Genomic DNA, 25,388 nt, shown 5'->3' with positions numbered 1-25,388 from the left:
TTGGCTGTCAATGGCCGTCGACGAAAACGATCTTCAGCACGAACAGCAGCGCCACGACCACCACGCACGGGCTGATTTCACGCCAGCGGCCGGTGCCGAGCTTCATCACGCAGTAGGAGATAAAGCCGAGCGCAATGCCTTCGGTGATCGAGAAGCTGAACGGCATCATCACCGCGGTGACAAACGCCGGTACCGCTTCGGTCAGATCGTCCCATTTCACCCGCGCCAGGCTGGAGGTCATCAGCACGCCGACGTAGATCAGCGCGCCGGCAGCGGCATACGCCGGCACCATACCCGCCAGCGGCGACAGGAAGATCACCAGCAGGAACAGCAGGCCGGTGACCACCGCCGTCAAACCGGTGCGGCCGCCCACGGCGACGCCGGATGAGCTTTCGATGTAAGCGGTTACGGAAGAAGTGCCCGCCAGCGAGCCGGCCACCGAGCTGATGCTGTCAACGTACAGCGCCTGCTTCATGCGCGGGAACTTGCCCTGATTGTCGGTCAAACCGGCTTTATCGGTAACGCCGATCAGGGTGCCGGAGGAGTCGAACAGGTTCACCAGCATAAACGAGAAGATGACCCCGGCCAGCCCGATGTTCAGCGCGCCGGCCACGTCGACCTGGCCCACTACCGAGGTGATGCTCGGCGGCAAGGAGAACAGGCCGCCGTATTTCACGTCGCCCAGCATCCAGCCGATCAGGGTAGTGACCACGATCGATACCAGCACAGCCGCGTGGAAGTTGCGCGAAGAGAGCACGGCGATGATGAAGAAGCCAAGCGCCCCCAGCAGCACATTGTGCGAGGTCAGGCTGCCAATGGTCACCAGCGTGTCCGGGTTGGCCACCACGATGCCGGCGTTTTTCAGCCCCATCATGCCGATGAACAGACCGATGCCGCTGGTGATGCCGACCCGCAGGCTGACCGGAATGTTGGCGATCATCCAGTAGCGAATGCGGAAAATGGTCAGCAGCAGCAGGCCGACCGCGCCCCAGAAGATGGCGCCCATGCCCACCTGCCAGGAGATGCCCATCGCGCCGACCACCACGAAGGCGAAGAAGGCGTTCAGGCCCATCGCCGGCGCCAACGCCACCGGCAGGTTCGCCAGCAGGCCCATAAGGATGCTGCCGAAGGCGGCGATCAAACAGGTGGTGACAAATACCGCCTGGGTATCCATGCCCGCCGCGCCCAAAATTTGCGGGTTAACGAACACGATATACACCATGGTGAGGAAAGTGGTGATACCGGCAATCGTTTCCGTACGCGCCGTCGTGCCATGTTGCTTGAGTTTAAACACGCGCCCAAGCAAGCCTTGCTCAGCGTCAAGGCCAGATACTGGTTTGGTCATTATCAGAATTCCGAAAATGGGAATGGACAGTCGCCGGCTATCCTATAACAAAAAATGGGGCTTTTGACGCCGGTCACAGGTTTTTTTCGCCGTCTTTACGGCTAAACGCGTCAACGGCTTGTATTTACAGGCATTCATTCTCCATCACAGCCCGCCGCGTTGCCGTTTGCCGACACGGCCGATAAAATGGCCTATCGCATCTCTTACCCTACCCGCTAAAAAAACAGGAACCCGCATGTCTTCGACCTTTATCGATAAGCTCGCGTTGATCGCGCTGAAAGATGACAAAGTGGCGCTGGTGCGCTCGCACAACAAGACGCTGTTTTATGTACCGGGCGGAAAGCGTGAAGCGGGTGAAACCGATGAGCAGGCGCTGTGCCGCGAAATCGACGAAGAGCTGACCGTTGCGCTGCAGCCGCAATCCATCGCGTTTTACGGCGAGTTCACCGGCCCGGCGGACGGCAAGCAGGACGGCACTCAGGTGCGCATTCGTTGCTACCAGGCCGACTTTACCGGGCAGTTGCAGCCGGCCGCCGAAATCGCCGAGCTGAAGTGGTGCGACAGCCGCGATCTGCCGCAGTGTTCACACGTCGCCGCGCTGATTTTGCACGATCTCAAGGCGCGTAGCCTGATCAAGTGATCGCTGAGCGGCCTCAGCGGCGTTAACCCGAAGGAACCTGTCCCGCATGAATCAGATTGACTGCATTTTGTTCGACTGCGACGGCACGCTGGTGGACAGCGAAGTGCTGTGCAGCAAAGCCTATGTCCATATGTTCGCCCGCTACGGCATTCATCTGTCGCTGGAAGAGGTATTCAAGAAATACAAAGGGGTGAAGCTGTACGAGATCATCGATCGGGTCAACGCCGAGCAGGGCACTGACCTGGCAAAAGAGACGCTGGAGCCGCTGTATCGGCAAGAAGTGGCGCGGCTGTTCGACAGCGAACTGCAACAGATTGCCGGCGCCCGCGAGCTGCTGGCGCAGGTGACGGTGCCAGTCTGCACCGTCTCCAACGGGCCGGTCAGCAAGATGCAGCACTCGCTCGGCCTGACCGGCATGCTGCCTTATTTTGATGACCGGTTGTTCAGCGGCTATGACATTCAGCGCTGGAAGCCGGACCCGGCGATCGTGTTTCACGCCGCCGAACAGATGCAGGTGCCGGTGACGCGCTGCATCCTGGTGGACGATTCGCCCGCCGGCGCGCAGGCCGGCATCAATGCCGGCATCCCGGTCTTTTACTTCTGCGCCGATCCGCATAACCCGCCGATCGACCACCCGCTGGTGACAACGTTTGACGACCTGGCTCAATTGCCCGCGCTGTGGCGCGAACGCGGTTGGCGACTGACGGCCGATTAACTGGCCGGCAACGGCGGCTTGTTGCGCCACCAGCGCCAGGAGCGCTTCAGGCCGCGGGTTTGCGCGCCGAAACGGCGGTTGACCGCGTTGGCCAGCAGATCGAGCGCCAGGCAGAACACGAAATAGACCAGCGCCACGAACAGGAAGACTTCCATCGGGTAGACCATGCTGCGGTTGTTGACCTGGGTCGCCAAGAAGGTCAGTTCGCCAACGCCGACGATATAAGCCAACGAGGTGTCTTTGATCAGAGAAATCCACTGGTTGATGAACGACGGCACCATCATGCGCAGCGCCTGCGGCAGCACGATCATGCGCAGCGTCTGCCAGCGGGTCAGCCCCAGAGAAAGCCCGGCCTGCCACTGGCCGGGGCCGATCGCGGCGATGCCGGCTTTCACCGCATGGGCCAGATAGGCCGAGGCGATCAGCGCCAGCGCGCACACGACGGTGGTGATTTCCGGGATCTCGACGCCAAACACCATCGGCAACAGGAAATAGGTCCAGAAGATCAGCATGATGACCGGAATGGCGCGGAAAAAGCCCAACACCGCCGCCAGCAGCCCGGCGGCGATGCCGCGCGACATCGCCAGCGCCACGCCGAGCAGGGTGCCGAGCACCGCCGAGGCGACCCCGGCCATCAGACTGATCGCCAACGTCAGCGCCGCGCCGCCCAGCGGCCCATCCGGCCAGGTGCCCCACAGCAGGTAGCCCAGGTTGTCGTGAATCACGCTGAAATCCATCTCAATGCCCTCCCAGCGGTTTACGCTGTTGTCGCCACATGCCCCAGCCTTCCAGCAGCGCGATGATGGCGATATACAGTACCGTCGCCACGCCGAACGCCTGGAAAGTGCGCAGGGTTTCGGTTTCGACCTGACGCGAGGCGTAAGAGAGTTCGGCCACGCCGATCGCCATGGTCAACGACGAGTTCTTGATCACGTTCATGTATTGGCCCAGCAGCGGCGGCAGCGCGATTTTCAGCGCCTGCGGCAGCACCACATAGCGCATCGCCTGCCAGCCGGTCAGCCCCAGCGCCTGAGCGGCATATTTCTGCCCGCCGGCGACGCCGCGAATGCCGGAGCGGATCTCTTCGGCGATAAAGGCGGTGGAGTACAGCGTCAGGCCGAAGAAACCGGCGAGAAACTCGAACGACGGCCACTCAAGCGGGCCAACCTGATGGGCGCTGTTCAGCCACTGCATGGCGGCGGACGGCAGGATCTGCCCGGCGGCGAAGTACCAGAAGAACAGCTGCACCAGCAGCGGCGTATTGCGAAACAGCGAGCTGTACCCCATCGCCAGCCAACGCAACGGCCGCAGGCTGCTGTCGCGCATCGCTGCCAGCACAAAGCCCAGCAGCGTAGCCGCCAGCCCCGCACAGGCGGAAAGCCACAGCGTCAGCAGAAAACCGTGCCACAGCCAGCTCAGATATTGCGGCGCCAGCAGCCAGTCCAGGTTCATGTTCAATCCTTGTCTTGCAGAATGCATCAGGGGCGCAGCAAGCTGCGCCCCTCCGTGCCTATCTCACCGCAAGCGGTTAAGTCAGGCTTTTGGTTGCTGATCCAAAGGCGCGATTTTGAAATCGCCGCGCGGTTGAGCGGATTTGGTTTCCGGCCCGAACCAGCGATCGTAAATCTTAACCGCTTCGCCGTCTTTTTCCAGCTTGATCAGCGTCTCGTTCACCGCGGCGGTCAGGCGATCTTCACCCTTGGGAATGCCCACGCCCTGATACTCTTTGGTCAGGCTGAACGGCGAAATTTCAAACTCCGCCTTTTGCGCCGCCGGCAGGTTGCCGAGCAGGCCGACCAGCTTGGCGTCGTCCTGAGTGATCGCCTGCACGTTGCCGTTACGCAGCGCCACGAACGCCAGCGGGGTATCATCGTAGGAGATCACTTTCGCCGTTGGGAAACGCTCGCGCAGGGTGATTTCCTGCACCGTGCCCTTATCCGCGCCGATGCGCAGCTTCTTGATGTCTTCCGGCGTTTTCAACACGCCTTTGCGGGCGATGAATTTCTGGCCAGTGGCGAAGTACGGCACGCTGAAGTTCACTTCCTTGGCGCGCTCGTCGGTAATGGTGAAGTTGGCGGCAATCAGGTCAACCTTCTTCGACACCAGCAGCGGAATGCGGTTGGCCGGGTTGGTGGCGCGCAGCTCCACTTTCACCCCCAGCGCTTTGCCGATCGCGTCGGCGACATCCACATCGTAGCCCACCAGCTTCTTGCTCTGCGGATCGATGTAGCCGAACGGCGGGTTGCTGTCGAACACCGCGATGCGCACCACGCCGGCTTGCTTGATATCGTCAAGTTTGTCCGCGTGCGCGGCGCCGGCGGCGAAACCGGTCAGACTGGCTAACAACGTTAAGGCCAAAGCGCGATGTTTCATAGAAAGCTCCTAAGTGGTTGATGTCCTGCTGGCGGATAAGCTAGCAAGCGCCACATAGGTCAGGAAATAATATAAAAAGCTATATTTATAACCTTTTTATCTTTACGCGCTTAAGATGGAATAAAGGCGCGGGAAACCGCGCCTTGGAAGGATATTACCCGGAAAGGGTTAGTCGTCTTTTTCGTCTTTACCGCCCGGAGACAGTAGCTTTTCCAGGGCGTCGCCGCCCAAATGACGGAAATCCTGTCCTTTGACGAAATAGAAGATAAATTCGCAGATGTTCTGGCAGCGATCGCCGATACGCTCGATAGAACGGGCGCAGAACAGCGCGGTCAGCACGCTCGGAATGGTGCGCGAATCTTCCATCATGTAGGTCATCAGCTGACGTACGATGCCTTCGTATTCCTGGTCGACCTTTTTATCTTCACGGTAAATACGGATCGCTTCGTCCAGATCCATGCGCGCGAACGCGTCCAGCACGTCGTGCAGCATCTGCACGGTGTGGCGCCCCAGCGACTCCAGGCTGACCAGCAGCGGCTGGTGCTGGTGCGAGAACTTCTCCAGCGCGGTGCGGCAGATCTTGTCCGCCACGTCACCGATGCGTTCCAGCTCGGAAATGGTTTTGATGATCGCCATCACCAGACGCAGATCGCTGGCGGTCGGCTGGCGCTTGGCGATAATGCGCACGCAGGCTTCGTCGATCGCCACTTCCATCATGTTGACCTTGGCGTCGCCTTCGATCACGCGCTTGGCCAGCTCGCCATCCTGATTGTGCATCGCGGTGATGGCGTCGGTCAGCTGCTGCTCCACCAGCCCGCCCATGGTCAGCACCTGGGTGCGGATATGCTCGAGCTCTGCGTTGAACTGGCCGGAAATGTGTTTGTTTAAATTCAGGTTATCCATGATGCTTCCTATCAACCATAACGGCCAGTGATGTAGTCTTCAGTCTGCTTTTTCTGCGGCGCAGTGAACAGGTTATCAGTATCACTGAACTCGATCAGCTCGCCCAGATACATAAATGCGGTAGAGTCGGAGCAGCGCGCCGCCTGCTGCATGTTGTGCGTCACGATCACCACGGTGTAATCAGCCTTCAGCTCGCTGATCAGCTCTTCAATCTTGCCGGTGGAGATCGGATCCAGCGCCGAGCAAGGCTCATCCAGCAACAACACTTCCGGACGAATGGCGATGCCGCGGGCGATGCACAGACGCTGCTGCTGGCCGCCGGAGAGGCTGTAGCCGCTCTGGTGCAGCTTGTCCTTGGTTTCGTTCCACAGCGCCGCTTTGGTCAGCGCCCACTGCACGCGTTCGTCCATATCAGCGCGCGACAGCTTTTCAAACAGGCGAACGCCGAAGGCGATGTTGTCGTAAATCGACATCGGGAACGGCGTCGGCTTCTGGAACACCATGCCGACCTTGGCGCGCAGCAGCGCGATATCCGAGTTGTCGGTCAGGATGTTCTGGCCGTCCAGCAGAATGCCGCCTTCCGCTCGCTGTTCCGGGTACAGCTGGTACATCTTGTTGAAGGTGCGCAGCAGGGTGGACTTGCCACAGCCGGATGGGCCGATAAACGCGGTGACCTTATTCTTGGCGATATCCAGCGTGATGTTCTTCAGCGCATGGAATTTGCCGTAGTAGAAGTTCAGATCGCGTACCTGAATTTTGCTGCTGGAAGCGTCAGTAACCATACTCATCAAGACTTCTCTCTTTTCATCAGCGCCGCCAAAGCGGCGCTCAAAATTTTATGAATGCTTTTTCTTGGCGAAAATCACGCGCGCCAGGATATTCAGTAACAGTACGCACAGGGTGATCAACAGCACCCCGGCCCAGGCCAGCTGTTGCCATTCGGCGAACGGGCTCATGGCGAATTTGAAGATGGTCACCGGCAGGTTGGCGATCGGCTGCATCAGGTCGGTGCTCCAGAACTGGTTCGACAGCGAGGTGAACAGCAGCGGCGCCGTTTCCCCCGCAATGCGCGCAATCGCCAGCAGCACGCCGGTGATGATGCCGGACACCGACGCCTTCAGCGTGATGGCAGAAATCATGCGCCATTTCGGCGTGCCCAGCGCATAAGCGGCCTCGCGCAGCGTATCCGGCACCAGCTTCAGCATGTTCTCGGTGGTGCGAATGACGATCGGCACCTGCAGCAGCGCCAGTGCCACGATGCCGGCCCAACCGGAGAAGTGTTCCATCTTCGCCACCACAATGGTGTAAACGAACAGGCCCACCACGATCGACGGTGCGGACAACAGAATATCGTTGATAAAGCGGATCACTTCCGCCAACCAGGATTTACGTCCGTATTCCGCCAGGTAAATACCGGCCATGATGCCCAGCGGCGTGCCGAAAATGGTCGCCCACAGGATCAACAGGCCGCTGCCGGCGATGGCGTTGGCCAAGCCGCCGCCCGCGGTGTTCGGCGGCGGGGTCATCTCGGTGAACAGCGCCAGCGACATGCCGTCGAAGCCTTTGGTCACGGTGGCGATAAGGATCCAGATCAGCCAGAACAGCCCGAACGCCATGGTCGCCATCGACAAGAACAGCGCGAGGCGGTTTTTCTGCCGGCGCCAGGCCTGCATTTTGCGGCGGCTTTCCGCCAGAACGACTGCGTTTTGCATATCCATCGTCGCCATGTTAACGCCCCTCATTCTTGGCCAGACGCATGATCATCAGTTTCGACAGCGCCAGCACGATAAAGGTGATAACAAACAGAATCAGGCCCAGCTCCATCAGTGCGGCGGTGTGCACGCCGGACTCGGCTTCGGCGAATTCGTTGGCCAGCGCCGAGGTGATGCTGTTGCCCGGCATATACAGCGAAGCGCTGTCGAGCTGGTAGGTGTTGCCGATGATAAAGGTTACCGCCATGGTCTCCCCCAGCGCTCGGCCCAGACCCAGCATCACGCCGCCGATGACGCCGTTTTTGGTGAACGGCAGCACGATGCGCCAGATGACTTCCCAGGTGGTGCAGCCGATGCCGTAGGCCGACTCTTTCATCATTACCGGCGTCTGTTCGAACACGTCACGCATCACCGCGGCGATGTAAGGAATGATCATGATAGCCAGGATAACCCCGGCGGCCAGAATGCCGATGCCGAAGGCCGGGCCGGAGAACAGCTCGCCGACGATAGGAATGCCCGACAGCACTTCGCCCACCGGCGTCTGGAAATATTCGGCGAACAGCGGGGCGAACACGAACAGGCCCCACATGCCGTAGACGATGCTCGGGATGGCCGCCAGCAGCTCAATGGCGATGCCCAGCGGCCGCTTCAACCAGTTCGGCGCCAGTTCGGTCAGGAACAGCGCGATGCCGAAACTCACCGGCACGGCGATAATCAGCGCAATGAGCGAGGTGACCACGGTGCCGTAGATAGGCACCAGCGCGCCGAACTGCTCCGCCGGCGCATCCCACTCTTTGGTCCACAGGAAGGCGAAGCCAAATTTCTGCATGCTTGGCCAGGAGGCGAAGATCAGCGAAACGATGATGCCGCCCAGCAACAATAGGGTAATCAGCGCAGCCAGTCTCACCAGCGCGCTGAAAATGATGTCACCGTTTTTGCCCGGTGCTTTGATGGTCGGCTTGTACTCAGCCATAGATTACTCTCTGTTTGAACCCTGGCAGCCCCAACCGGGATCGGAGCCTGAAGAACTGTGTGGGGCGCGGCGAACCCGCGCCCCTGCGTTGTTAGTACAGCGCTTTACCTGAACTGTCTTTTACGTTGGTTTTCCAGGCCGCACGCACCTGCTCAACCACTTCTTTCGGCAGGGTGGCGTAATCCAGTTCGTTAGCCTGCTTGCCGCCAGTTTTGTAGGCCCAGTCGAAGAACTTCAGCACTTCGGCGCCCTGAGCAGGGTTTTTCTGCTCTTTATGCACCAGGATGAAGGTGGTGGAGGTGATTGGCCACACGTTGTCGCCTTTCTGGTCAGTCAGATCCTGAGCGAAGGTTTTGCTCCAATCCGCACCCTTGGCGGCGTTGCTGAAGCTCTCTTCGGTCGGGCTGACCGGTTTGCCGTCGGCGGACACCAGCTTGGTGTAAGCCAGGTTGTTCTGCTTAGCGTAAGCGTATTCTACGTAGCCGATAGAGCCAGGCAGACGCTGAACGAAGGCGGCGATGCCGTCGTTGCCTTTGCCGCCCAGACCGGTCGGCCAGTTAACGGTAGAACCGGCGCCGATCTTCTCTTTCCACTGCGCGTTCACCTTGGACAGGTAGCTGGTGAACACGAACGAGGTGCCGGAACCGTCGGCGCGACGCACCACGGCGATGTTCTGGTCAGGCAATTTCACGCCTGGGTTCAGCTTGGTGATAGCCGGATCGTTCCACTTTTTGACGTTGCCCAGGTAGATATCGCCCAGGGTTTTACCGTCCAGCGTCAGTTCGCCGGATTTGATGCCCGGGATATTCACAGCCAGCACCACGCCGCCGATCACGGTCGGGAACTGGAACAGGCCATCGGCCGCCAGTTTGTCGTCAGACAGCGGGGCGTCGGAAGCGCCAAAGTCAACGGTGTTGGCCACGATTTGCTTCACGCCGCCAGAGGAGCCGATGCCCTGATAGTTAACTTTGTTGCCGGTTTCTTTCTGATAAGAATCTGCCCACTTGGCGTAAACCGGAGCGGGGAATGTCGCACCTGCACCGGTCAGGCTGGCAGCAGCGAACGCGGACACGGCGGTCAGGGAGAAGGTCGCTGCCACAATACTGGCGACGGTGGTACGCATCAGTTTCATAATCCCTCCTAATGGGATACTTAAAATCGACGTCGAGTCGTTTTAATCAGAGTAAGTATTGCTGCAGGAGGGAAAATAGGACAGTTTGGTGACAGAAAAATGTACGCAATATGACAGTTATATTACAGTGCATTTGAATGGGGTTTGTTTATTTAAAAATCAATAAATTAAATCAAAAATAGCGCAATTGCCAAACAACAAAAAAACCGTTTGGGCACGGCCTATCCGCTTGAATATGACAATGTTTATCGCCGAATCGGTCGCGCTGTCATCTTTAAGGTCGCTCATGAAAAAAGCCGGCGCGAAGGCCGGCTTTTGCAGTTTACCTGCGGCAAATTACTCTACGGTGACAGACTTCGCCAGGTTGCGCGGCTGGTCAACGTCGGTGCCCTTGATCAGCGCCACATGGTAAGACAGCAGCTGCAACGGCACGGTGTAGAAGATCGGCGCCACGATTTCCTCAACGTGCGGCAGAGGAATGATGGTCATGCCTTCGCTGCTGACGAAGCCGGCGTCCTGATCGGCGAACACGTACAGCTGACCGCCGCGCGCGCGCACTTCTTCAATGTTGGACTTCAGCTTTTCCAGCAGTTCGTTGTTCGGCGCCACCACGATCACTGGCATATCGGCGTCGATCAGCGCCAGCGGGCCGTGTTTCAACTCACCCGCCGCATAGGCTTCAGCGTGAATATAGGAGATCTCTTTCAGCTTCAGTGCCCCTTCCATGGCGATCGGGTACTGATCGCCGCGGCCGAGGAACAGCGCATGATGTTTGTCCGAGAAACCTTCCGCCAGCGCTTCGATTTCTTTATCCATCGACAGCATCTGCTCAATACGCGCCGGCAGCGCCTGCAGGCCGTGCACAATCTCCTGCTCCACGCTTTCCGCCATGCCTTTCAGACGGCCCAGGCGCGCCACCAGCATCAACAACACGGTGAGCTGCGTGGTAAAGGCTTTGGTCGAAGCAACGCCGATTTCCGTGCCCGCTTTGGTCATCAACGCCAAATCGGATTCGCGCACCAGCGAAGACCCCGCAACGTTACAAACGGCCAGCGAACCGAGATAACCCAGCTCTTTGGACAGACGCAGCGCCGCTAACGTGTCGGCGGTTTCGCCGGACTGCGACAGGGTGATGATCAGGCTGCCCGGACGCACCGCCGATTTGCGGTAACGGAATTCGGACGCGATCTCGACATCGCACGGCACGCCGGCCAGCGCTTCGAACCAGTAACGCGCCACCATCCCGGAGTGGTAAGACGTCCCGCAGGCGATGATCTGCACGTGCTGCACCTTGGCCAGCAGCTCGTCGGCGTGCGGGCCCAGCTCGCTCAGGTTGATTTGGCCATGACTGAAACGCCCTTCCAGGGTGTTTTTCAGCGCCAGCGGCTGTTCGTAAATCTCTTTTTGCATGTAGTGGCGGTAAGCGCCCTTGTCGCCGGCGTCATACTGCACCTGGGACTCGATCTCAGGGCGCTCGATGGCGTTACCCTGTTTGTCGAAGATGTTGACGGTGCGGCGAGTCACCTCCACCACATCGCCTTCTTCCAGGAAGATGAAGCGGCGGGTGACCGGCAGCAACGCCAGCTGATCGGAAGCGATGAAGTTTTCCCCGACGCCGCGGCCGATAACCAGCGGGCTGCCGGAGCGCGCCGCGACCAATACGCTCGGATCGCGGCTGTCCATCACCACGGTGCCGTAAGCGCCGCGCAGCTGTGGGATCACGCGCTGAACCACGTCGAGCAGCGTACCGCCCTGCAGCTGTTCCCAGTGCACCAGGTGCGCGATCACTTCGGTGTCGGTTTCAGAGTTGAAGCGGTAACCGCGTTCGATCAGCAGTTCGCGCAGCGGCTCGTGGTTTTCGATGATGCCGTTATGCACCACGGTAATGTAGTCGGAAACATGCGGGTGCGCGTTCGCCTCGGTCGGTTCACCGTGCGTTGCCCAACGGGTGTGAGCGATGCCGGTGCCGCCGTGCAGATCGGTCTGCTCCGCCGCTTCGGCCAGTTTTTGCACCTTGCCTACGCGGCGCAGGCGACTGACGTTACCCTGCGAGTCGACCACCGCCAGACCGGCGGAGTCATAACCGCGGTACTCGAGACGGCGTAAACCTTCCAACAGAATTTCTGCGATATCACGTTGCGCTACTGCGCCTACAATTCCACACATCAGTTGTATTCCTAATGAACGTCCTTCGTGGACGTTTTCGATGCCTTGACCTGATTTTTGCCGGTTTTACCGTGCGTCCCCGAGCCTGTAGATGGTGGGGTTATTATGTTTTGTATTGGGCTCGTGAATAGAGCCCAACGCAAAACACACTATGGCTTCTTCTTCACCGGGCGCTGCCAGCCCTGAATGTGCACCTGCTTGACGCGGCTCAGGACCAGTTCGTTTTCGGCGATATCTCGCGTCACCGTGGTACCGGCGGCAATGGTGGAGCCTTTGCCGACCGACACCGGCGCCACCAGCTGAGTATCGGAACCGACGAACACGCCATCACCGATCAGCGTCTTGTGCTTGTTGGCGCCATCGTAATTGCAGGTGATTGTGCCGGCGCCGATATTCACGTCATCGCCAATGTCGGCATCGCCCAGGTAGCTGAGGTGACCGGCCTTGGAGCCTTTGCCCAAACGCGCCTTTTTCATTTCCACGAAGTTACCGACGTGGGCCCCTGTTGCCAGCTCCGCGCCAGGGCGCAGGCGGGCGAACGGCCCCACGGTGCAGTCGGCTTCCAGCACGCTGTCTTCCAGTACGCTGTAAGGGCTGATCTCGCAGTCATCACCGATCACGCAGTTTTTCAGCACGCAGCCGGCGCCGATTTTCACCCGGTCGCCCAGCTTGACGTGACCTTCGATAATCACATTCGCATCAATAGTGATGTCGCGGCCGTGAACAAGTTCACCGCGCAGGTCGAAACGCGCCGGATCCAACAGCATTACGCCGGCCAGCAGCAGTTTTTCAGACTGTTCCGACTGGAACACGCGCTCCAGGGTCGCCAGCTGCAGACGGTTGTTCACGCCTTCCACTTCGCTCAAACGCGACGGGTGCACGGCTTCGATTTTCTTGCCGTCGGCATGCGCCAACGCAATGATATCGGTGATGTAAAACTCGCCCTGAGCGTTGTCGTTGTTCAACATCCCCAGCCAGCGCTTCAGATCGCGCCCATTCGCCACCAGGATGCCGGTATTGATCTCATTGATCTGACGCTGCGCTTCGCTGGCGTCCTTGTGTTCGACGATGCCCACCACGTCACCCTGCTCGCGCACGATGCGGCCATAGCCGCTCGGGTCGTCCAGCTTGACCGTCAGCAGGCCGATGCCGCCCTGCGGCTTGGCCGCCAACAGGCGCTGCAGCGTATCCACGGAGATCAACGGCACGTCGCCATACAGCATCAATACGTCTTCATCGTCGGCAAAATGCGGCGCCGCCTGCTGCATCGCATGGCCGGTACCCAATTGCTCGGCCTGCAGCACCCAGTTCAGCGCGCCCTTGGTCAGCGTGCTTTTCAGCAGATCGCCGCCGTGGCCGTATACCAGGTGTACATGTTGCGCGCCCAGTTTCATCGCGGCATCAATGACGTGTTGCACCATCGGCTTGCCGGCCAACGGATGTAAGACCTTGGGAAGATCGGAATACATGCGTGTTCCCTTGCCCGCGGCGAGGATAACCACGCTCATTGCGCTGTTCGACATAAGCAACCTGATAACTCCATTTTGATAGACGAAAGTAAAACCGTTTAGCGGCGATATTACTACATATTTCTCTGCACGAACCCGGCGCAGGCCGCGTGGGCCTTGGCCTGCCGCTATCGCGGCCAATTCGACGCTGGGACGAAAAAACTGTCGGCGATCGGCGACGTTTCTTTCCCGATATCAGGGGTTATACACCACTCTGTACGCCGGGCTGAAATGCTTATTTTAAAGTAAAAAAAAGCGACCCTATAGGCCGCTTTCTTAAAGTTGGGTGCTCTGCACCCAAACATTACATCGCTTTTCTGGTGAGCTCGATAACGCGCAGTTTTGCGATCGCTTTCGCCAGTTCAGCGGATGCCTGAGCATAGTCGACATCGCCATGAGAGCTGCGAATGTGTTCTTCAGCTTTACGCTTAGCTTCCAACGCTCTCGCTTCGTCGAGGTCAGTACCACGGATAGCAGTGTCCGCCAGCACGGTAACCACGCTCGGCTGCACCTCGAGGATGCCGCCGGACAGGTAAATGAACTCTTCTTCACCGTGCTGCTTAACAATACGCACCATGCCAGGCTTGATGGCAGTCAGCAGCGGCGCATGGCCAGGGAAGATCCCCAGTTCACCTTCGCTGCCTGTCACCTGGATCTTCTGCACCAGGCCGGAAAACATCTGTTTTTCCGCGCTGACTACATCCAGATGGTAAGTCATAGCCATATCACCCTCCTCTCAAGGCGTTACAGTTTCTTGGCTTTTTCCACTGCTTCTTCAATGGTGCCAACCATGTAGAACGCCTGCTCCGGCAGGTGGTCATAGTCGCCGTCCATAATGCCTTTGAAACCACGGATGGTGTCTTTCAGCGATACGAACTTGCCCGGAGAACCGGTGAAGACTTCTGCCACGAAGAACGGCTGAGACAGGAAGCGTTGGATCTTACGCGCACGGGATACGACCAGTTTGTCTTCTTCAGACAGCTCGTCCATACCCAGGATCGCGATGATATCTTTCAGTTCCTGGTAGCGCTGCAGAATGGACTGCACGCCACGCGCTACGTCGTAGTGCTCCTGGCCAACGACCAGCGGATCCAGCTGACGGCTGGTGGAATCCAGCGGGTCAACGGCCGGGTAGATACCCAGAGAAGCGATGTTACGGCTCAGTACCACGGTTGCGTCCAAGTGCGCAAAGGTGGTGGCTGGAGACGGGTCAGTCAAGTCATCCGCAGGAACGTAAACGGCCTGTACGGAAGTGATGGAACCGGTCTTGGTCGAGGTGATACGTTCTTGCAGAACGCCCATCTCTTCCGCCAGCGTCGGCTGATAACCTACCGCGGATGGCATACGGCCCAGAAGTGCGGACACTTCGGTACCGGCCAGGGTATAACGGTAGATGTTGTCAACGAACAGCAGAACGTCACGGCCTTCGTCACGGAATTTCTCCGCCATGGTCAGACCGGTCAGCGCAACGCGCAGACGGTTACCTGGTGGCTCGTTCATCTGGCCGTAAACCAGGGATACTTTGTCCAGAACGTTGGAGTCGGTCATTTCGTGGTAGAAGTCGTTACCCTCACGAGTACGCTCGCCCACGCCCGCAAACACGGAATAACCGGAGTGCTCGATCGCGATGTTACGGATCAGCTCCATCATGTTTACGGTTTTACCTACGCCCGCACCGCCGAACAGACCGACTTTACCGCCCTTGGCGAATGGACAAATCAGGTCCATTACCTTGATACCGGTTTCCAGCAGTTCCTGAGAGCTGGACAGCTCTTCGTAGCTTGGCGCCGCGCGGTGAATCGCCCAACGCTCTTCTTCGCCGATGTCGCCTTTCATGTCGATGGGTTGACCCAATACGTTCATGATACGACCCAGGGTAGCTTTACCCACCGGCACTTCAATCGGGTGGTCCAGGTTGTTCACTTTCAGACCGCGACGCAGACCGTCGGAGGTCCCCATTGCGATACAGCGAACCACGCCACCGCCCAGCTGTTGCTGAACTTCCAACACCAGTTTTTCGGTGCCGTTTTCTACCTCAAGGGCATCGTACACTTTTGGTACGGCATCCTGAGGGAACTCGACGTCCACCACGGCGCCGATTACCTGGATAATCTTTCCAGTAGCCATCTTGAATCCTCTACGTAATTCGTAAACCTAGCTTAAACCGCGGAGGCTCCCGAAACGATCTCGGTGAGTTCCTGAGTGATGCTGGCCTGACGCGCCTTGTTGTATACCAACTGCAGCTCTTTGATCAGGCTACCGCCGTTATCGGTTGCGGCTTTCATCGCGACCATTCGTGCGGCCTGCTCGCTGGCCAGGTTTTCCACGACGCCCTGATAAACCTGCGACTCCACATAGCGGCGCAGCAAGGTATCAAGCAGCACTTTTGGATCCGGTTCATACAGGTAATCCCAAGGCGTTTTCTTCAGCTCTTCGTCATCGGCTGGCGGTAACGGCAGCAGCTGAAGCACTTGCGGCTCTTGGGACATCGTATTAACAAATTTGTTGCTGACAATGTACAGCTTGTCCAAACGACCTTCGTCGTAGGCCTGCAGCATCACTTTCACCGGCCCGATCAGATCCGACAGGGAAGGTTTATCCCCCATGCCGGTCACCTGGGCAACCACGTTGCCGCCCACGGAACCAAAGAAAGAGGCCGCTTTAGAGCCAATCAGCGCCAAATCGGTTTCGACGCCTTTTTCGGACCAGGCTTTCATCTCCGCCAGCAGCTTTTTGAACAGGTTGATGTTCAAGCCGCCGCAGAGACCACGGTCAGTAGACACCACCAGATACCCAACGCGCTTAACGTCACGCTCATCCAGGTACGGGTGCTTGTACTCCAGATTCCCTAACGCAAGGTGACCAATCACTTTGCGCATGGTCTCTGCATAAGGACGGCTGGCCGCCATGCGATCCTGCGATTTACGCATTTTGGAGGCGGCGACCATTTCCATCGCTTTAGTGATCTTTTGCGTGTTTTGCACGCTAGCGATCTTACTACGTATCTCTTTTGCGCCGGCCATCTCTGCTTCTCCTCAGTGCCAGACGGCCTGCTGTCTTTCAACAGCAGGACCGTTCGGCGTTACCAGGACTGGGTTTTCTTGAAGGTCTCGAGGACGTCTTTCAACTTGCCCTCGATCTCATCATTGAAGTTGCCAGTTTGGTTGATGTGGTTCAGCAGTTCGGCGTGCTCGCGGTCCGCATAGGCCACCAGCGCGGCTTCGAAGCTCACCACTTTGGCGACTTCGACGTCGTTCAGGTAACCGCGTTCTGCGGCAAACAGCACCAGAGACTGTTGTGCAACCGACATCGGCGCATACTGTTTCTGTTTCAGCAGCTCGGTCACTTTCTGACCGTGGCTCAGCTGTTTGCGGGTCGCGTCGTCCAGATCGGAGGCGAACTGGGAGAACGCAGCCAGTTCACGATACTGCGCCAGGGCGGTACGGATACCACCGGACAGTTTCTTCATGATCTTGGTCTGCGCGGCGCCACCAACACGGGATACGGAGATACCCGGGTTAACTGCCGGACGAATACCTGAGTTGAACAGGTTGGATTCCAGGAAGATCTGACCATCGGTAATCGAGATTACGTTGGTCGGAACGAACGCGGAAACGTCACCCGCCTGGGTTTCAATGATCGGCAGAGCGGTCAGTGAACCGGTTTTACCTTTAACTTCACCTTTGGTGAAGGCTTCAACGTACTCGGCGTTAACGCGCGCTGCACGCTCCAGCAAGCGGGAGTGCAGGTAGAATACGTCGCCTGGGTAAGCTTCACGACCTGGCGGACGACGAAGCAGCAGGGAAATCTGGCGGTAAGCAACGGCCTGTTTGGACAGGTCATCGTACACGATCAGCGCATCTTCACCGCGGTCACGGAAGTATTCGCCCATTGCGCAACCGGCGTATGGCGCCAGGTATTGCAGTGCAGCGGATTCGGAAGCGGTCGCCACCACCACGATGGTGTTGGCCAGTGCGCCGTGCTCTTCCAGTTTGCGCACCACGTTAGCGATGGTGGACGCTTTCTGGCCGATAGCCACGTAAACGCATTTGATGCCGGAGTCGCGTTGGTTGATGATCGCATCGATCGCCAGCGCGGTTTTACCGGTCTGACGGTCACCGATCACCAGCTCACGCTGGCCGCGGCCGATTGGAATCATGGCGTCAACGGATTTGTAGCCAGTCTGAACCGGCTGATCAACGGACTGACGCTCGATAACGCCTGGGGCGATAGCTTCTACCGGAGAGAAACCGTCGTTTTCAATCGGGCCTTTGCCGTCGATTGGCGCGCCCAGGGTGTTAACGACGCGGCCCAGCAGACCACGACCGACTGGAACTTCCAGGATACGGCCGGTGCATTTAACCTTCATGCCTTCGGCCAGATCCGCGTACGGACCCATGACCACGGCACCAACGGAGTCGCGCTCCAGGTTCAATGCGATTGCGTAACGGTTGCCAGGCAGCGCGATCATTTCGCCCTGCATAACTTCGGCCAGGCCGTGTACGCGGATGATCCCGTCGCTGACGGAAACGATAGTACCTTCATTGTGAGCTTCGCTCACTACATTGAACTGAGCAATGCGCTGCTTGATCAGTTCGCTGATTTCGGTGGAATTCAGTTGCATGCTCCAGTCCCCTTAAGACTGCAAGACGTCTGTCAGGCGTTCAAGACGACCGCGAACGCTGCCATCAATCACCATATCGCCGGCGCGAACAACGATGCCGGCCAGTACAGACTTGTCAATTTTGCAATTCAGCTTAACTTTGCGTGACAGACGTTTTTCCATCGCAGCGGCGATTTTCGCCTGCTGTTCGTCGCTCAGCGCGCTCGCAGAGAGCACTTCGACTTCGACGGTGGATTCCAGCGAGGCGCGCAGTTCGATGAACTGCTGCAGCACGGCAGGAAGAACCAGTAAACGTCCATTTTCGGCCATTACACGGATAAAGTTCTGGCCATGTTCGTCGAGCCGATCGCCACAAACCGCGATGAACGTCTTGGACAGCGTTTCTGGCGCAACCGCGCCAGACAGCAGTTCAGAAATCTGTTCATTGCGAGTGACTTCAGCCGCAAACGCCAGCATGTCCTGCCAGCGCTCTACGCTTTGGTGCTCAACGGCAAAGTCAAAAGCTGCTTTGGCGTAGGGGCGAGCTACAGTTACAAATTCAGACATCAGCCCCTCCCTCCTTACAGTTCAGCGACCAGTTTATCAACGATGTCGCTGTTAGCAGCTTCATCCACGGAACGTTCGATGATCTTCTCGGCGCCGGCAATTGCCAGCATCGCGACTTGCTTACGCAACTCTTCACGAGCGCGCTTACGTTCGGCTTCGATCTCAGCCTGAGCCTGCGCCACGATTTTGTTACGTTCCTGCTCGGCTTCGGCTTTCGCTTCATCCATGATCTGAGCTTTGCGTTTGTTCGCTTGCTCGATGATCACCTGAGCTTCTGCTTTGGCAGTTTTCAGCTGGTCGGTCGCATTGGCTTGCGCTAAGTCCAGATCTTTTTTGGCACGCTCTGCAGAAGCGAGGCCGTCAGCAATTTCTTTCTGACGTTTCTCGATGGCAGCCATGATCGGCGGCCATACGTACTTCATGCAGAACCAGACAAACAGAACGAACGCGATGGCCTGGCCGAGGATTGTTGCGTTAAGATTCACAGCACAATGCCTCTTTAAATGTTAATAGTTTGGTTACGTCGTAGAGGGTTACTCTACTTACGCGACGGCGAACATCACGTACAGACCCAGACCTACAGCGATCATCGGGATGGCGTCGACCAGACCCATAACGATAAAGAACTGTGTACGCAGCAGAGGAATCAGGTCAGGCTGACGAGCAGCGCCTTCCAAGAATTTACCACCCAGGATGCCGATACCGATCGCAGCACCGATTGCCGCTAAACCCATCATCACAGCGGCAGCCATGTACAGCAGATCCATACTCAGGTTTTCCATGACAGTCTCCAGTTTGTTTCAGTTTAAAAGTGCAAGTGTTTTAAGAAAATCAGTGCTCTTCAGATGCCATCGACAGATAGACGATCGTCAGAACCATGAAAATAAAGGCTTGAAGCGTAATGATCAGGATGTGGAAGATAGCCCAAGGCAAGCTCAGGACCCACTGTGACCACCACGGCAACAGGCCGGCAATCAGGATGAAGATCAACTCACCCGCATACATGTTGCCGAACAGTCGCAGACCCAGTGAAACAGGTTTGGACAGCAGGCTGACACCTTCAAGAATCAGGTTGATAGGAATGAATACAGGGTGGTTGAACGGCTGCATGGTCAACTCTTTAACGAACCCGCCAACGCCTTTCATTTTGATGCTATAGAACAGAATCAGGATAAACACGCCCAGCGCCATCGACAGCGTGACGTTCACATCGGCGGTAGGCACTACGCGCAGCGCAGGCAGGCCGAGGATGTGTTCGCCAACGTAAGGCAGGAAGTCGATGGGCAGCAAGTCCATCAGGTTCATCAGGAACACCCAGACGAACACGGTCAGCGCCAGCGGCGCAATCACCTTGCTCTTGCCGTGGTACATGTCGCGCACGCTGCTGTCGACGAAACCGACTACCAGCTCCACGGCGGTTTGCAGTTTACCCGGCACGCCGCTGGTGGCGTTTTTGGCCACTTTGCGGAAGATCACCAGGAAAAGCGCCCCGAGGACGACGGAGAAAAACATCGAGTCGATGTTGATCGACCAGAACCCAGTCCCGACCTGAAGCTGCGTCAGGTGGTGACCGATATACTCCTGTGGAGTCAAGACTTCTCCTGCAGACATGATGCCTCTTACCCTTATTTAGTTAAGTTCGGTAACTGTTAATCACGGCCGGTGCCACTATCTGCACCACTAACACCGCTAAATAGGTCAGGCCAAGCGGTATAAACTCCGCCTTGAACACCCCCAGCGCCACGATCAGCAAAACGATGGTGATCACGACCTTTAGCCCCTCGCCGATGGCGAACGACCAGGCAACCCTACCGGGCGCCGGCGTTTGCGCCTGATGGCGCAAGGCAAACAGCATAAACATTGCACTCGGCAACCAGGCGGCGAGACCGCCTGCCAACGCCGAAGCGCTCCATTCCGGGCTTTTCAGCCAGAAAGCAACGCTGATCAGAACAAAAGTCATTAACTGCAAAAACAGCAGTTTGCGTGCGACTTTCCCGCTGTATAGGGACACAGACATGACGTTTGTTCTCTCCGTACCCCAGAGGGGGTATGCTGAGTGACGTATACAACTGTTTTTGCTGTCCTGAGTCAAGCAGCAAAAAACGAGCAAATTATACGGGGCATACCAACGAATTCAATCGATAAGTAGCGAAAAGGTGAACAATTATTTAAATTTCCCTATTCCAGCCTATTTTCACAAGAAAACGGTCGGAATAATAGGGCGCATTTAATTGTCTGATTATTCCAGCGTTGCGTTTAGAAACGCGAAGCCGATCACAATAATGCCCTTCACTGATTTATAGCCGATGGACAATCAAACCGTCTTTAGCAATTTGAGCGATCAAAAGATTATATAAATCAAAACATTATCAGTTAACTGTTCAAAAACAATCCGTATACCCGATGAAAACCTTTTATTGACAAGCAACGGGGCAATATTCCAACAGCCAATTAACATTAGCAGCAAAGGCCACTCTTTCGCACATGATTGCTAACGTGACTATTTCTAATTGCAATTACTCTATTGTCGCTAATTAGCCGCGCTTTTTGTGTTAATAGAAAGTAAATTAACTAAAAAAAGCGACCAACTAATTAGCCTGCTTACCTTTACACGCCGTACTACCGTTAATTCACGCTTGTTTGATCAAAAACAAACTCAGTTTGCCTTAAGCACCACCAGATGGCGTTCGCCTTCCAGTTCAGGCACCTGCAACCGCACGATAGACTCCAGGCTAACGCCCTCCGGCAGGTGCGCCAATTCTTCATCCGGGCGCACGCCTTTCAATGCGTAAAAACGCCCCTGCCCTTTCGCCGGCAGGTGATGGCACCAGGACAGCATATCCTGCAGCGAAGCGAACGCCCGGCTGATCACGCCGTCGAACGGCGGCTCGGCCGGAAACGCTTCAACGCGGCTCTGAACCGGCTCGATATTGTTCAGGCCCAGTTCATGCTGCACCTGGCGCAGGAAACGCACGCGCTTGCCCAGGCTGTCGAGCAGCGTGAAATGCGCATCCGGACGCACGATCGCCAGCGGAATGCCCGGTAAACCGGGGCCGGTGCCGACATCGATAAAACGCGATCCCTGCAGATGCGGGTTGACCACGATGCTGTCGAGGATGTGGCGCACCAGCATTTGCTGCGGATCGCGCACCGACGTGAGGTTATAAGCCTTATTCCACTTATCCAGCATGCCGACATAGCCCAGCAACTGCTGTTTCTGCTGATCGGGCAGCTCAATGCCTGCTGCCGCGAGCAGCGAGTCTAATTTTTTTTGCACAACGGATCCTCTGGCAGGCGCTGAACGACCAGCGGATGGTTAGCTGGCGCAATGAGGCGCCTATGATAATTCAGCGCGCAGGTGATGTCAGCGGCCGTTTGGCTACGGGTTGAGCAAACGGCCGCCTGGATGCGGGATTTATGCGCTGCGGCGCAGCAGCCCCTGCTTTTTCAGCCAAATCAGCAAAATCGAGATCGCCGCCGGCGTAATGCCGGAGATGCGTGAAGCCTGGCCGATGGAGTTCGGTTTGTGATCGTTCAGTTTGGCGATCACTTCGTTCGACAACCCCGAAACCTGACGGTAGTCGAGATCCAACGGCAACACGGTGTTCTCGTTGCGCTGCTGTTTTTCGATCTCTTCCTGCTGGCGAGCGATGTAGCCTTCGTATTTGACCTGGATCTCAACCTGCTCGGCGGCTTGTACATCGTCCAACGGCGGCGCGAAGGCCTCGGTAGCGGTCAATAGCGCGTAGTCCATTTCCGGACGGCGCAGCAGCTCTTCGCCGTTTGCTTCGCGTGACAGCGGCGCTTTCAGCAACGCATTGACCTGTTCGACGTTCTCGGCGTGCGGGTGCATCCAGATGTCGCGCAGGCGCTGACGTTCACGTTCGATCCGCTCCAGCTTCTCGCTGTAGCGCGCCCAACGCACGTCGTCCACCAGGCCGAGTTCACGGCCTTTTTCCGTCAGGCGGAGATCGGCGTTGTCTTCGCGCAGCATCAGACGATACTCGGCGCGTGAGGTAAACATGCGGTACGGTTCTTTGGTGCCGAGGGTGCTGAGGTCGTCCACCAGCACGCCGAGATAAGCCTGATCGCGACGTGGCGCCCAGCCTTCTTGTTCGGCAGCGAAGCGACCGGCGTTCAGACCGGCCAGCAGCCCCTGTGCGGCGGCTTCTTCATACCCGGTGGTGCCGTTGATCTGGCCGGCAAAGAACAGCCCCTGAATGAATTTGCTTTCCAGCGTCGGTTTCAGGTCGCGCGGATCGAAGAAATCGTACTCGATAGCATAACCAGGGCGAATAATACGCGCGTTTTGCATCCCTTCCATCGAACGGACGATCTGCATCTGCACGTCGAACGGCAGGCTGGTGGAGATCCCGTTAGGGTAAATCTCATTGCTGGTCAGCCCTTCCGGCTCGAGGAAGATCTGGTGCGCGTTGCGATCGGCAAAACGCATGACCTTGTCTTCGATCGACGGGCAGTAACGTGGGCCGATCCCTTCGATGATCCCGGCATACATCGGGCTGCGATCGAGGTTATTGCGGATCACGTCATGGGTTTTTTCATTGGTATGGGTGATATAGCACGCCATTTGTTCCGGATGCTGGCTGGCATCGCCCAGGAACGAGAATACCGGCACCGGCGTATCGCCGTGTTGCGGCGCCAGTACGCTGAAATCGATAGTGCGGGCGTCGATGCGTGGCGGTGTCCCGGTTTTCAAGCGGTTGACGCGCAGCGGCAGTTCACGCAAACGCTGAGACAGCGAGATCGAAGGCGGATCCCCGGCGCGGCCGCCGCTGTAATTTTCCAGGCCGATATGGATCTTGCCGTCCAGGAAGGTGCCTACGGTCAATACCACCGCTTTGGCGCGGAATTTCAGGCCCATTTGGGTGACGGCGCCCACGACGCGATCGTTTTCGACGATCAGATCCTCAACCGGCTGTTGGAAGATCATCAGATTGGGCTGGTTCTCCAACGCGGTACGGATAGCCTGGCGATACAACACGCGATCCGCCTGAGCGCGAGTGGCGCGAACGGCAGGGCCTTTGCTGGCGTTTAGTATCCTAAACTGGATGCCGGCATGGTCGATCGCTGTCGCCATCAGGCCGCCGAGCGCATCAATTTCCTTAACCAGATGCCCTTTACCAATACCGCCAATCGCCGGGTTACAGGACATCTGTCCCAGCGTGTCGATATTGTGTGTCAATAATAAAGTCTGACGTCCCATGCGCGCCGCGGCCATGGCGGCCTCGGTACCTGCATGGCCACCACCGATGATGATGACGTCAAATTGATCTGGATAAAACATGGAACTGCACCTCGCCGTATTGCGAACGATCGTATTTGCCCTGGGGTCGGGGATTCTACTCAAGTTTAGACGATCGACCAAGTGGTCAGGATCGTCGGTAATTAAAAGAAGATCTTTTTTATTTAAAGATCTCTTTATTAGATCTCTTATTAGGATCGCGATCCTCTGTGGATAAGTGACTATTCACGATGAAGATCAGCAGATTAAGGAGGATCGTTTGCTGTGAATGATCGGTGATCCCGACGCAGATAAGCTGGGATCTAAAAGGCTTGTTATGCACAGGACAAAAAGCGCACTACGGTTGTTATTGGGATAACTACGGCTTTTACCCTGCTTTTAAGCTTAGTTATCCACAATCGTTCGCGCGATCTTTAGACGAATTAGAGTAAATTAATCCAGTTTTTTACCCATTCCTCGGCCGGATCCTCGGGAATTTCATGCTCGGTCACGTCGATCTCGAGACGATCGCCGATCCTTTTAGCGCCTCTGGCGATCAATAGATCGTCGATCTGTTTGATCGCACCGCAGAAGGTGTCATATTCCGAACTGCCTAAACCGACGGCGCCGAACTGCACCTCGGAAAGATCCGGCTGCTGCTCAGCGATCTGTTCCAACAGCGGCTGAAGGTTATCCGGTAGTTCGCCGGCACCGTGCGTGGAAGAGACCACCAGCCAGCGGCCGTTCAACGGCAGTTCATCCAGTTCAGGGCCGTGCAGCATCTCGGTAGAGAAGCCGGCGTCTTCCAGCTTTTCAGCCAAATGTTCAGCCACGTATTCGGCGCTGCCAAGCGTACTGCCACTGATTAGAGTAATGTCTGCCATGAACCAACGATCCCAACCTTCTCACTCAAAGTGGCTGCATTGTACGCTGTGAATCGGCTGGGATCTACCTGTGGATAATGTGGGTATGCAATTTGGCGGGTTACGGCACGATGGTGCGCATAATGGGGTTCTGCAGCGAGATCAGCGTTTCGGTGGACTGGATCTCGTCGATGGTCTGGATCTTGTTGATAAGTACCTGTTGCAACGCGTCGATCGAGCGGCACATCACTTTAATAAAGACGCTGTAATGGCCGGTGGTGTAATAGGCTTCCACCACTTCCTCCAGGCTTTCCAGCTTCTTCAGTGCCGAAGGGTAGTCCTTGGCGCTCTTTAATATGATGCCGATAAAGCAGCACACGTCGTAGCCCAGCTGTTTGGGACTGACGTCGATACGCGCGCCGGTGATGATCCCGGCCTGTTTCATCTTCTCCACCCGCACGTGAATGGTGCCGGGGCTGACGGCGAAGTTTTTTGCCAGTTCGGCGTACGGTGTGCGCGCATTGTCCATCAGGGCGTTGAGGATGCCGCGATCGAGATTATCGATCTGATAAATTTCCGCCATTTAATCCCCCATTAATTAACGATTGTTGAATTCAGTCCGGGTAAAAATGAACGATTAAAAGTG

The 25,388-nt window shown here is 57.1% G+C and carries 26 protein-coding genes; 2 read left to right on the top strand and 24 right to left on the bottom strand.

Translation table 11 applies throughout. The features are described 5' to 3' along the window. Positions 1–7: 7 nt before the first annotated feature. The gene (locus ACMGG9_RS23585) at positions 8–1,345 is read right to left on the bottom strand and encodes an NCS2 family permease (RefSeq protein ID WP_033652325.1); all 1,338 of its coding nucleotides are present in this window, start codon (positions 1,343–1,345) and stop codon (positions 8–10) included. Between the two features lie 235 nt (positions 1,346–1,580). Here ACMGG9_RS23585 and ACMGG9_RS23580 point away from each other — a divergent pair, with 235 nt between their 5' ends. Beyond that, positions 1,581–1,985, top strand: coding sequence for an NUDIX hydrolase (locus ACMGG9_RS23580; protein ID WP_033645151.1), 405 nt, complete (start codon positions 1,581–1,583; stop codon positions 1,983–1,985). Positions 1,986–2,031: 46 nt separating this feature from the next. Next, positions 2,032–2,700 carry a 6-phosphogluconate phosphatase gene (gene yieH, locus ACMGG9_RS23575; protein ID WP_004933845.1) on the top strand — a complete coding sequence of 223 codons (669 nt, stop codon included), beginning with the start codon at positions 2,032–2,034 and terminating at the stop codon, positions 2,698–2,700. Here yieH and ACMGG9_RS23570 read toward each other — a convergent pair. The 23 genes from ACMGG9_RS23570 to asnC all read right to left on the bottom strand — a co-directional run bounded on the left by ACMGG9_RS23570 (position 2,697) and on the right by asnC (position 25,325). Beyond that, complete coding sequence (locus ACMGG9_RS23570) at positions 2,697–3,437, bottom strand: amino acid ABC transporter permease (RefSeq protein WP_033645153.1); 741 nt, start codon at positions 3,435–3,437, stop codon at positions 2,697–2,699. The genes yieH and ACMGG9_RS23570 overlap by 4 nt on opposite strands. 1 nt (position 3,438) lies before the next feature. Next, on the bottom strand, positions 3,439–4,152 hold the full coding sequence (locus tag ACMGG9_RS23565) for an amino acid ABC transporter permease (RefSeq protein ID WP_033645154.1): 714 nt from the start codon (positions 4,150–4,152) through the stop codon (positions 3,439–3,441). Between the two features lie 81 nt (positions 4,153–4,233). Then, positions 4,234–5,073, bottom strand: a complete 840-nt coding sequence (locus tag ACMGG9_RS23560) for an ABC transporter substrate-binding protein (protein WP_025304747.1) — start codon at positions 5,071–5,073, stop codon at positions 4,234–4,236. Positions 5,074–5,241: 168 nt separating this feature from the next. Further along, complete coding sequence (phoU, locus tag ACMGG9_RS23555) at positions 5,242–5,976, bottom strand: phosphate signaling complex protein PhoU (protein ID WP_004933833.1); 735 nt, start codon at positions 5,974–5,976, stop codon at positions 5,242–5,244. Positions 5,977–5,987: 11 nt separating this feature from the next. Next, positions 5,988–6,758: a phosphate ABC transporter ATP-binding protein PstB gene (gene pstB / locus ACMGG9_RS23550; protein ID WP_016929614.1), complete on the bottom strand. Its 771-nt coding sequence runs from the start codon at positions 6,756–6,758 to the stop codon at positions 5,988–5,990. Between the two features lie 54 nt (positions 6,759–6,812). Beyond that, the gene (gene pstA / locus ACMGG9_RS23545) at positions 6,813–7,703 is read right to left on the bottom strand and encodes a phosphate ABC transporter permease PstA (protein ID WP_019455481.1); all 891 of its coding nucleotides are present in this window, start codon (positions 7,701–7,703) and stop codon (positions 6,813–6,815) included. 1 nt (position 7,704) lies between these two features. After that, a complete protein-coding gene (pstC, locus tag ACMGG9_RS23540; RefSeq protein WP_004933822.1) occupies positions 7,705–8,661 on the bottom strand; it encodes a phosphate ABC transporter permease PstC in 957 nt (318 codons plus the stop codon). A gap of 91 nt (positions 8,662–8,752) precedes the next feature. After that, positions 8,753–9,793 carry a phosphate ABC transporter substrate-binding protein PstS gene (pstS, locus tag ACMGG9_RS23535; protein ID WP_033645155.1) on the bottom strand — a complete coding sequence of 347 codons (1,041 nt, stop codon included), beginning with the start codon at positions 9,791–9,793 and terminating at the stop codon, positions 8,753–8,755. A gap of 336 nt (positions 9,794–10,129) precedes the next feature. Further along, positions 10,130–11,959, bottom strand: a complete 1,830-nt coding sequence (gene glmS, locus ACMGG9_RS23530) for a glutamine--fructose-6-phosphate transaminase (isomerizing) (RefSeq protein ID WP_117188760.1) — start codon at positions 11,957–11,959, stop codon at positions 10,130–10,132. A gap of 149 nt (positions 11,960–12,108) precedes the next feature. After that, positions 12,109–13,482 (bottom strand): bifunctional UDP-N-acetylglucosamine diphosphorylase/glucosamine-1-phosphate N-acetyltransferase GlmU, encoded by a 1,374-nt coding sequence (gene glmU / locus ACMGG9_RS23525; RefSeq protein ID WP_147880977.1) that lies wholly within the window; start codon positions 13,480–13,482, stop codon positions 12,109–12,111. Between the two features lie 289 nt (positions 13,483–13,771). Then, positions 13,772–14,191: a F0F1 ATP synthase subunit epsilon gene (locus ACMGG9_RS23520; RefSeq protein WP_004933814.1), complete on the bottom strand. Its 420-nt coding sequence runs from the start codon at positions 14,189–14,191 to the stop codon at positions 13,772–13,774. Between the two features lie 20 nt (positions 14,192–14,211). Then, positions 14,212–15,594, bottom strand: a complete 1,383-nt coding sequence (gene atpD / locus ACMGG9_RS23515) for a F0F1 ATP synthase subunit beta (RefSeq protein WP_004933813.1) — start codon at positions 15,592–15,594, stop codon at positions 14,212–14,214. Positions 15,595–15,626: 32 nt separating this feature from the next. Then, complete coding sequence (gene atpG / locus ACMGG9_RS23510; RefSeq protein WP_004933811.1) at positions 15,627–16,490, bottom strand: F0F1 ATP synthase subunit gamma; 864 nt, start codon at positions 16,488–16,490, stop codon at positions 15,627–15,629. A 59-nt stretch (positions 16,491–16,549) separates the two neighbouring features. Continuing rightward, on the bottom strand, positions 16,550–18,091 hold the full coding sequence (atpA, locus tag ACMGG9_RS23505) for a F0F1 ATP synthase subunit alpha (protein WP_033652328.1): 1,542 nt from the start codon (positions 18,089–18,091) through the stop codon (positions 16,550–16,552). A gap of 12 nt (positions 18,092–18,103) precedes the next feature. After that, positions 18,104–18,637 (bottom strand): F0F1 ATP synthase subunit delta, encoded by a 534-nt coding sequence (gene atpH / locus ACMGG9_RS23500; protein WP_025160298.1) that lies wholly within the window; start codon positions 18,635–18,637, stop codon positions 18,104–18,106. Positions 18,638–18,651: 14 nt separating this feature from the next. Beyond that, a complete protein-coding gene (atpF, locus tag ACMGG9_RS23495; protein WP_004933804.1) occupies positions 18,652–19,122 on the bottom strand; it encodes a F0F1 ATP synthase subunit B in 471 nt (156 codons plus the stop codon). 57 nt (positions 19,123–19,179) lie between these two features. Beyond that, complete coding sequence (gene atpE, locus ACMGG9_RS23490) at positions 19,180–19,419, bottom strand: F0F1 ATP synthase subunit C (RefSeq protein ID WP_004093904.1); 240 nt, start codon at positions 19,417–19,419, stop codon at positions 19,180–19,182. Positions 19,420–19,468: 49 nt separating this feature from the next. Further along, entirely contained in the window at positions 19,469–20,248 is a 780-nt protein-coding gene (gene atpB / locus ACMGG9_RS23485; RefSeq protein ID WP_015376132.1) for a F0F1 ATP synthase subunit A, read from the bottom strand. 22 nt (positions 20,249–20,270) lie between these two features. Beyond that, positions 20,271–20,654, bottom strand: a complete 384-nt coding sequence (gene atpI, locus ACMGG9_RS23480) for a F0F1 ATP synthase subunit I (RefSeq protein ID WP_004933796.1) — start codon at positions 20,652–20,654, stop codon at positions 20,271–20,273. Between the two features lie 639 nt (positions 20,655–21,293). After that, positions 21,294–21,914: a 16S rRNA (guanine(527)-N(7))-methyltransferase RsmG gene (rsmG, locus tag ACMGG9_RS23475; protein WP_025304738.1), complete on the bottom strand. Its 621-nt coding sequence runs from the start codon at positions 21,912–21,914 to the stop codon at positions 21,294–21,296. Between the two features lie 138 nt (positions 21,915–22,052). After that, positions 22,053–23,942, bottom strand: a complete 1,890-nt coding sequence (gene mnmG / locus ACMGG9_RS23470) for a tRNA uridine-5-carboxymethylaminomethyl(34) synthesis enzyme MnmG (RefSeq protein WP_047573257.1) — start codon at positions 23,940–23,942, stop codon at positions 22,053–22,055. Positions 23,943–24,322: 380 nt separating this feature from the next. Next, positions 24,323–24,763: an FMN-binding protein MioC gene (gene mioC / locus ACMGG9_RS23465; protein WP_015379470.1), complete on the bottom strand. Its 441-nt coding sequence runs from the start codon at positions 24,761–24,763 to the stop codon at positions 24,323–24,325. 100 nt (positions 24,764–24,863) lie between these two features. Further along, positions 24,864–25,325, bottom strand: a complete 462-nt coding sequence (gene asnC, locus ACMGG9_RS23460; protein ID WP_004933786.1) for a transcriptional regulator AsnC — start codon at positions 25,323–25,325, stop codon at positions 24,864–24,866. Between the last annotated feature and the right edge of the window lie 63 nt (positions 25,326–25,388).

The organism is Serratia sp. BNK-10 (assembly GCF_047456065.1).
In the GTDB taxonomy this organism is placed as follows: Bacteria; Pseudomonadota; Gammaproteobacteria; order Enterobacterales; family Enterobacteriaceae; genus Serratia; species Serratia ureilytica.
This window is presented reverse-complemented; position numbering and strand designations above follow the sequence as displayed.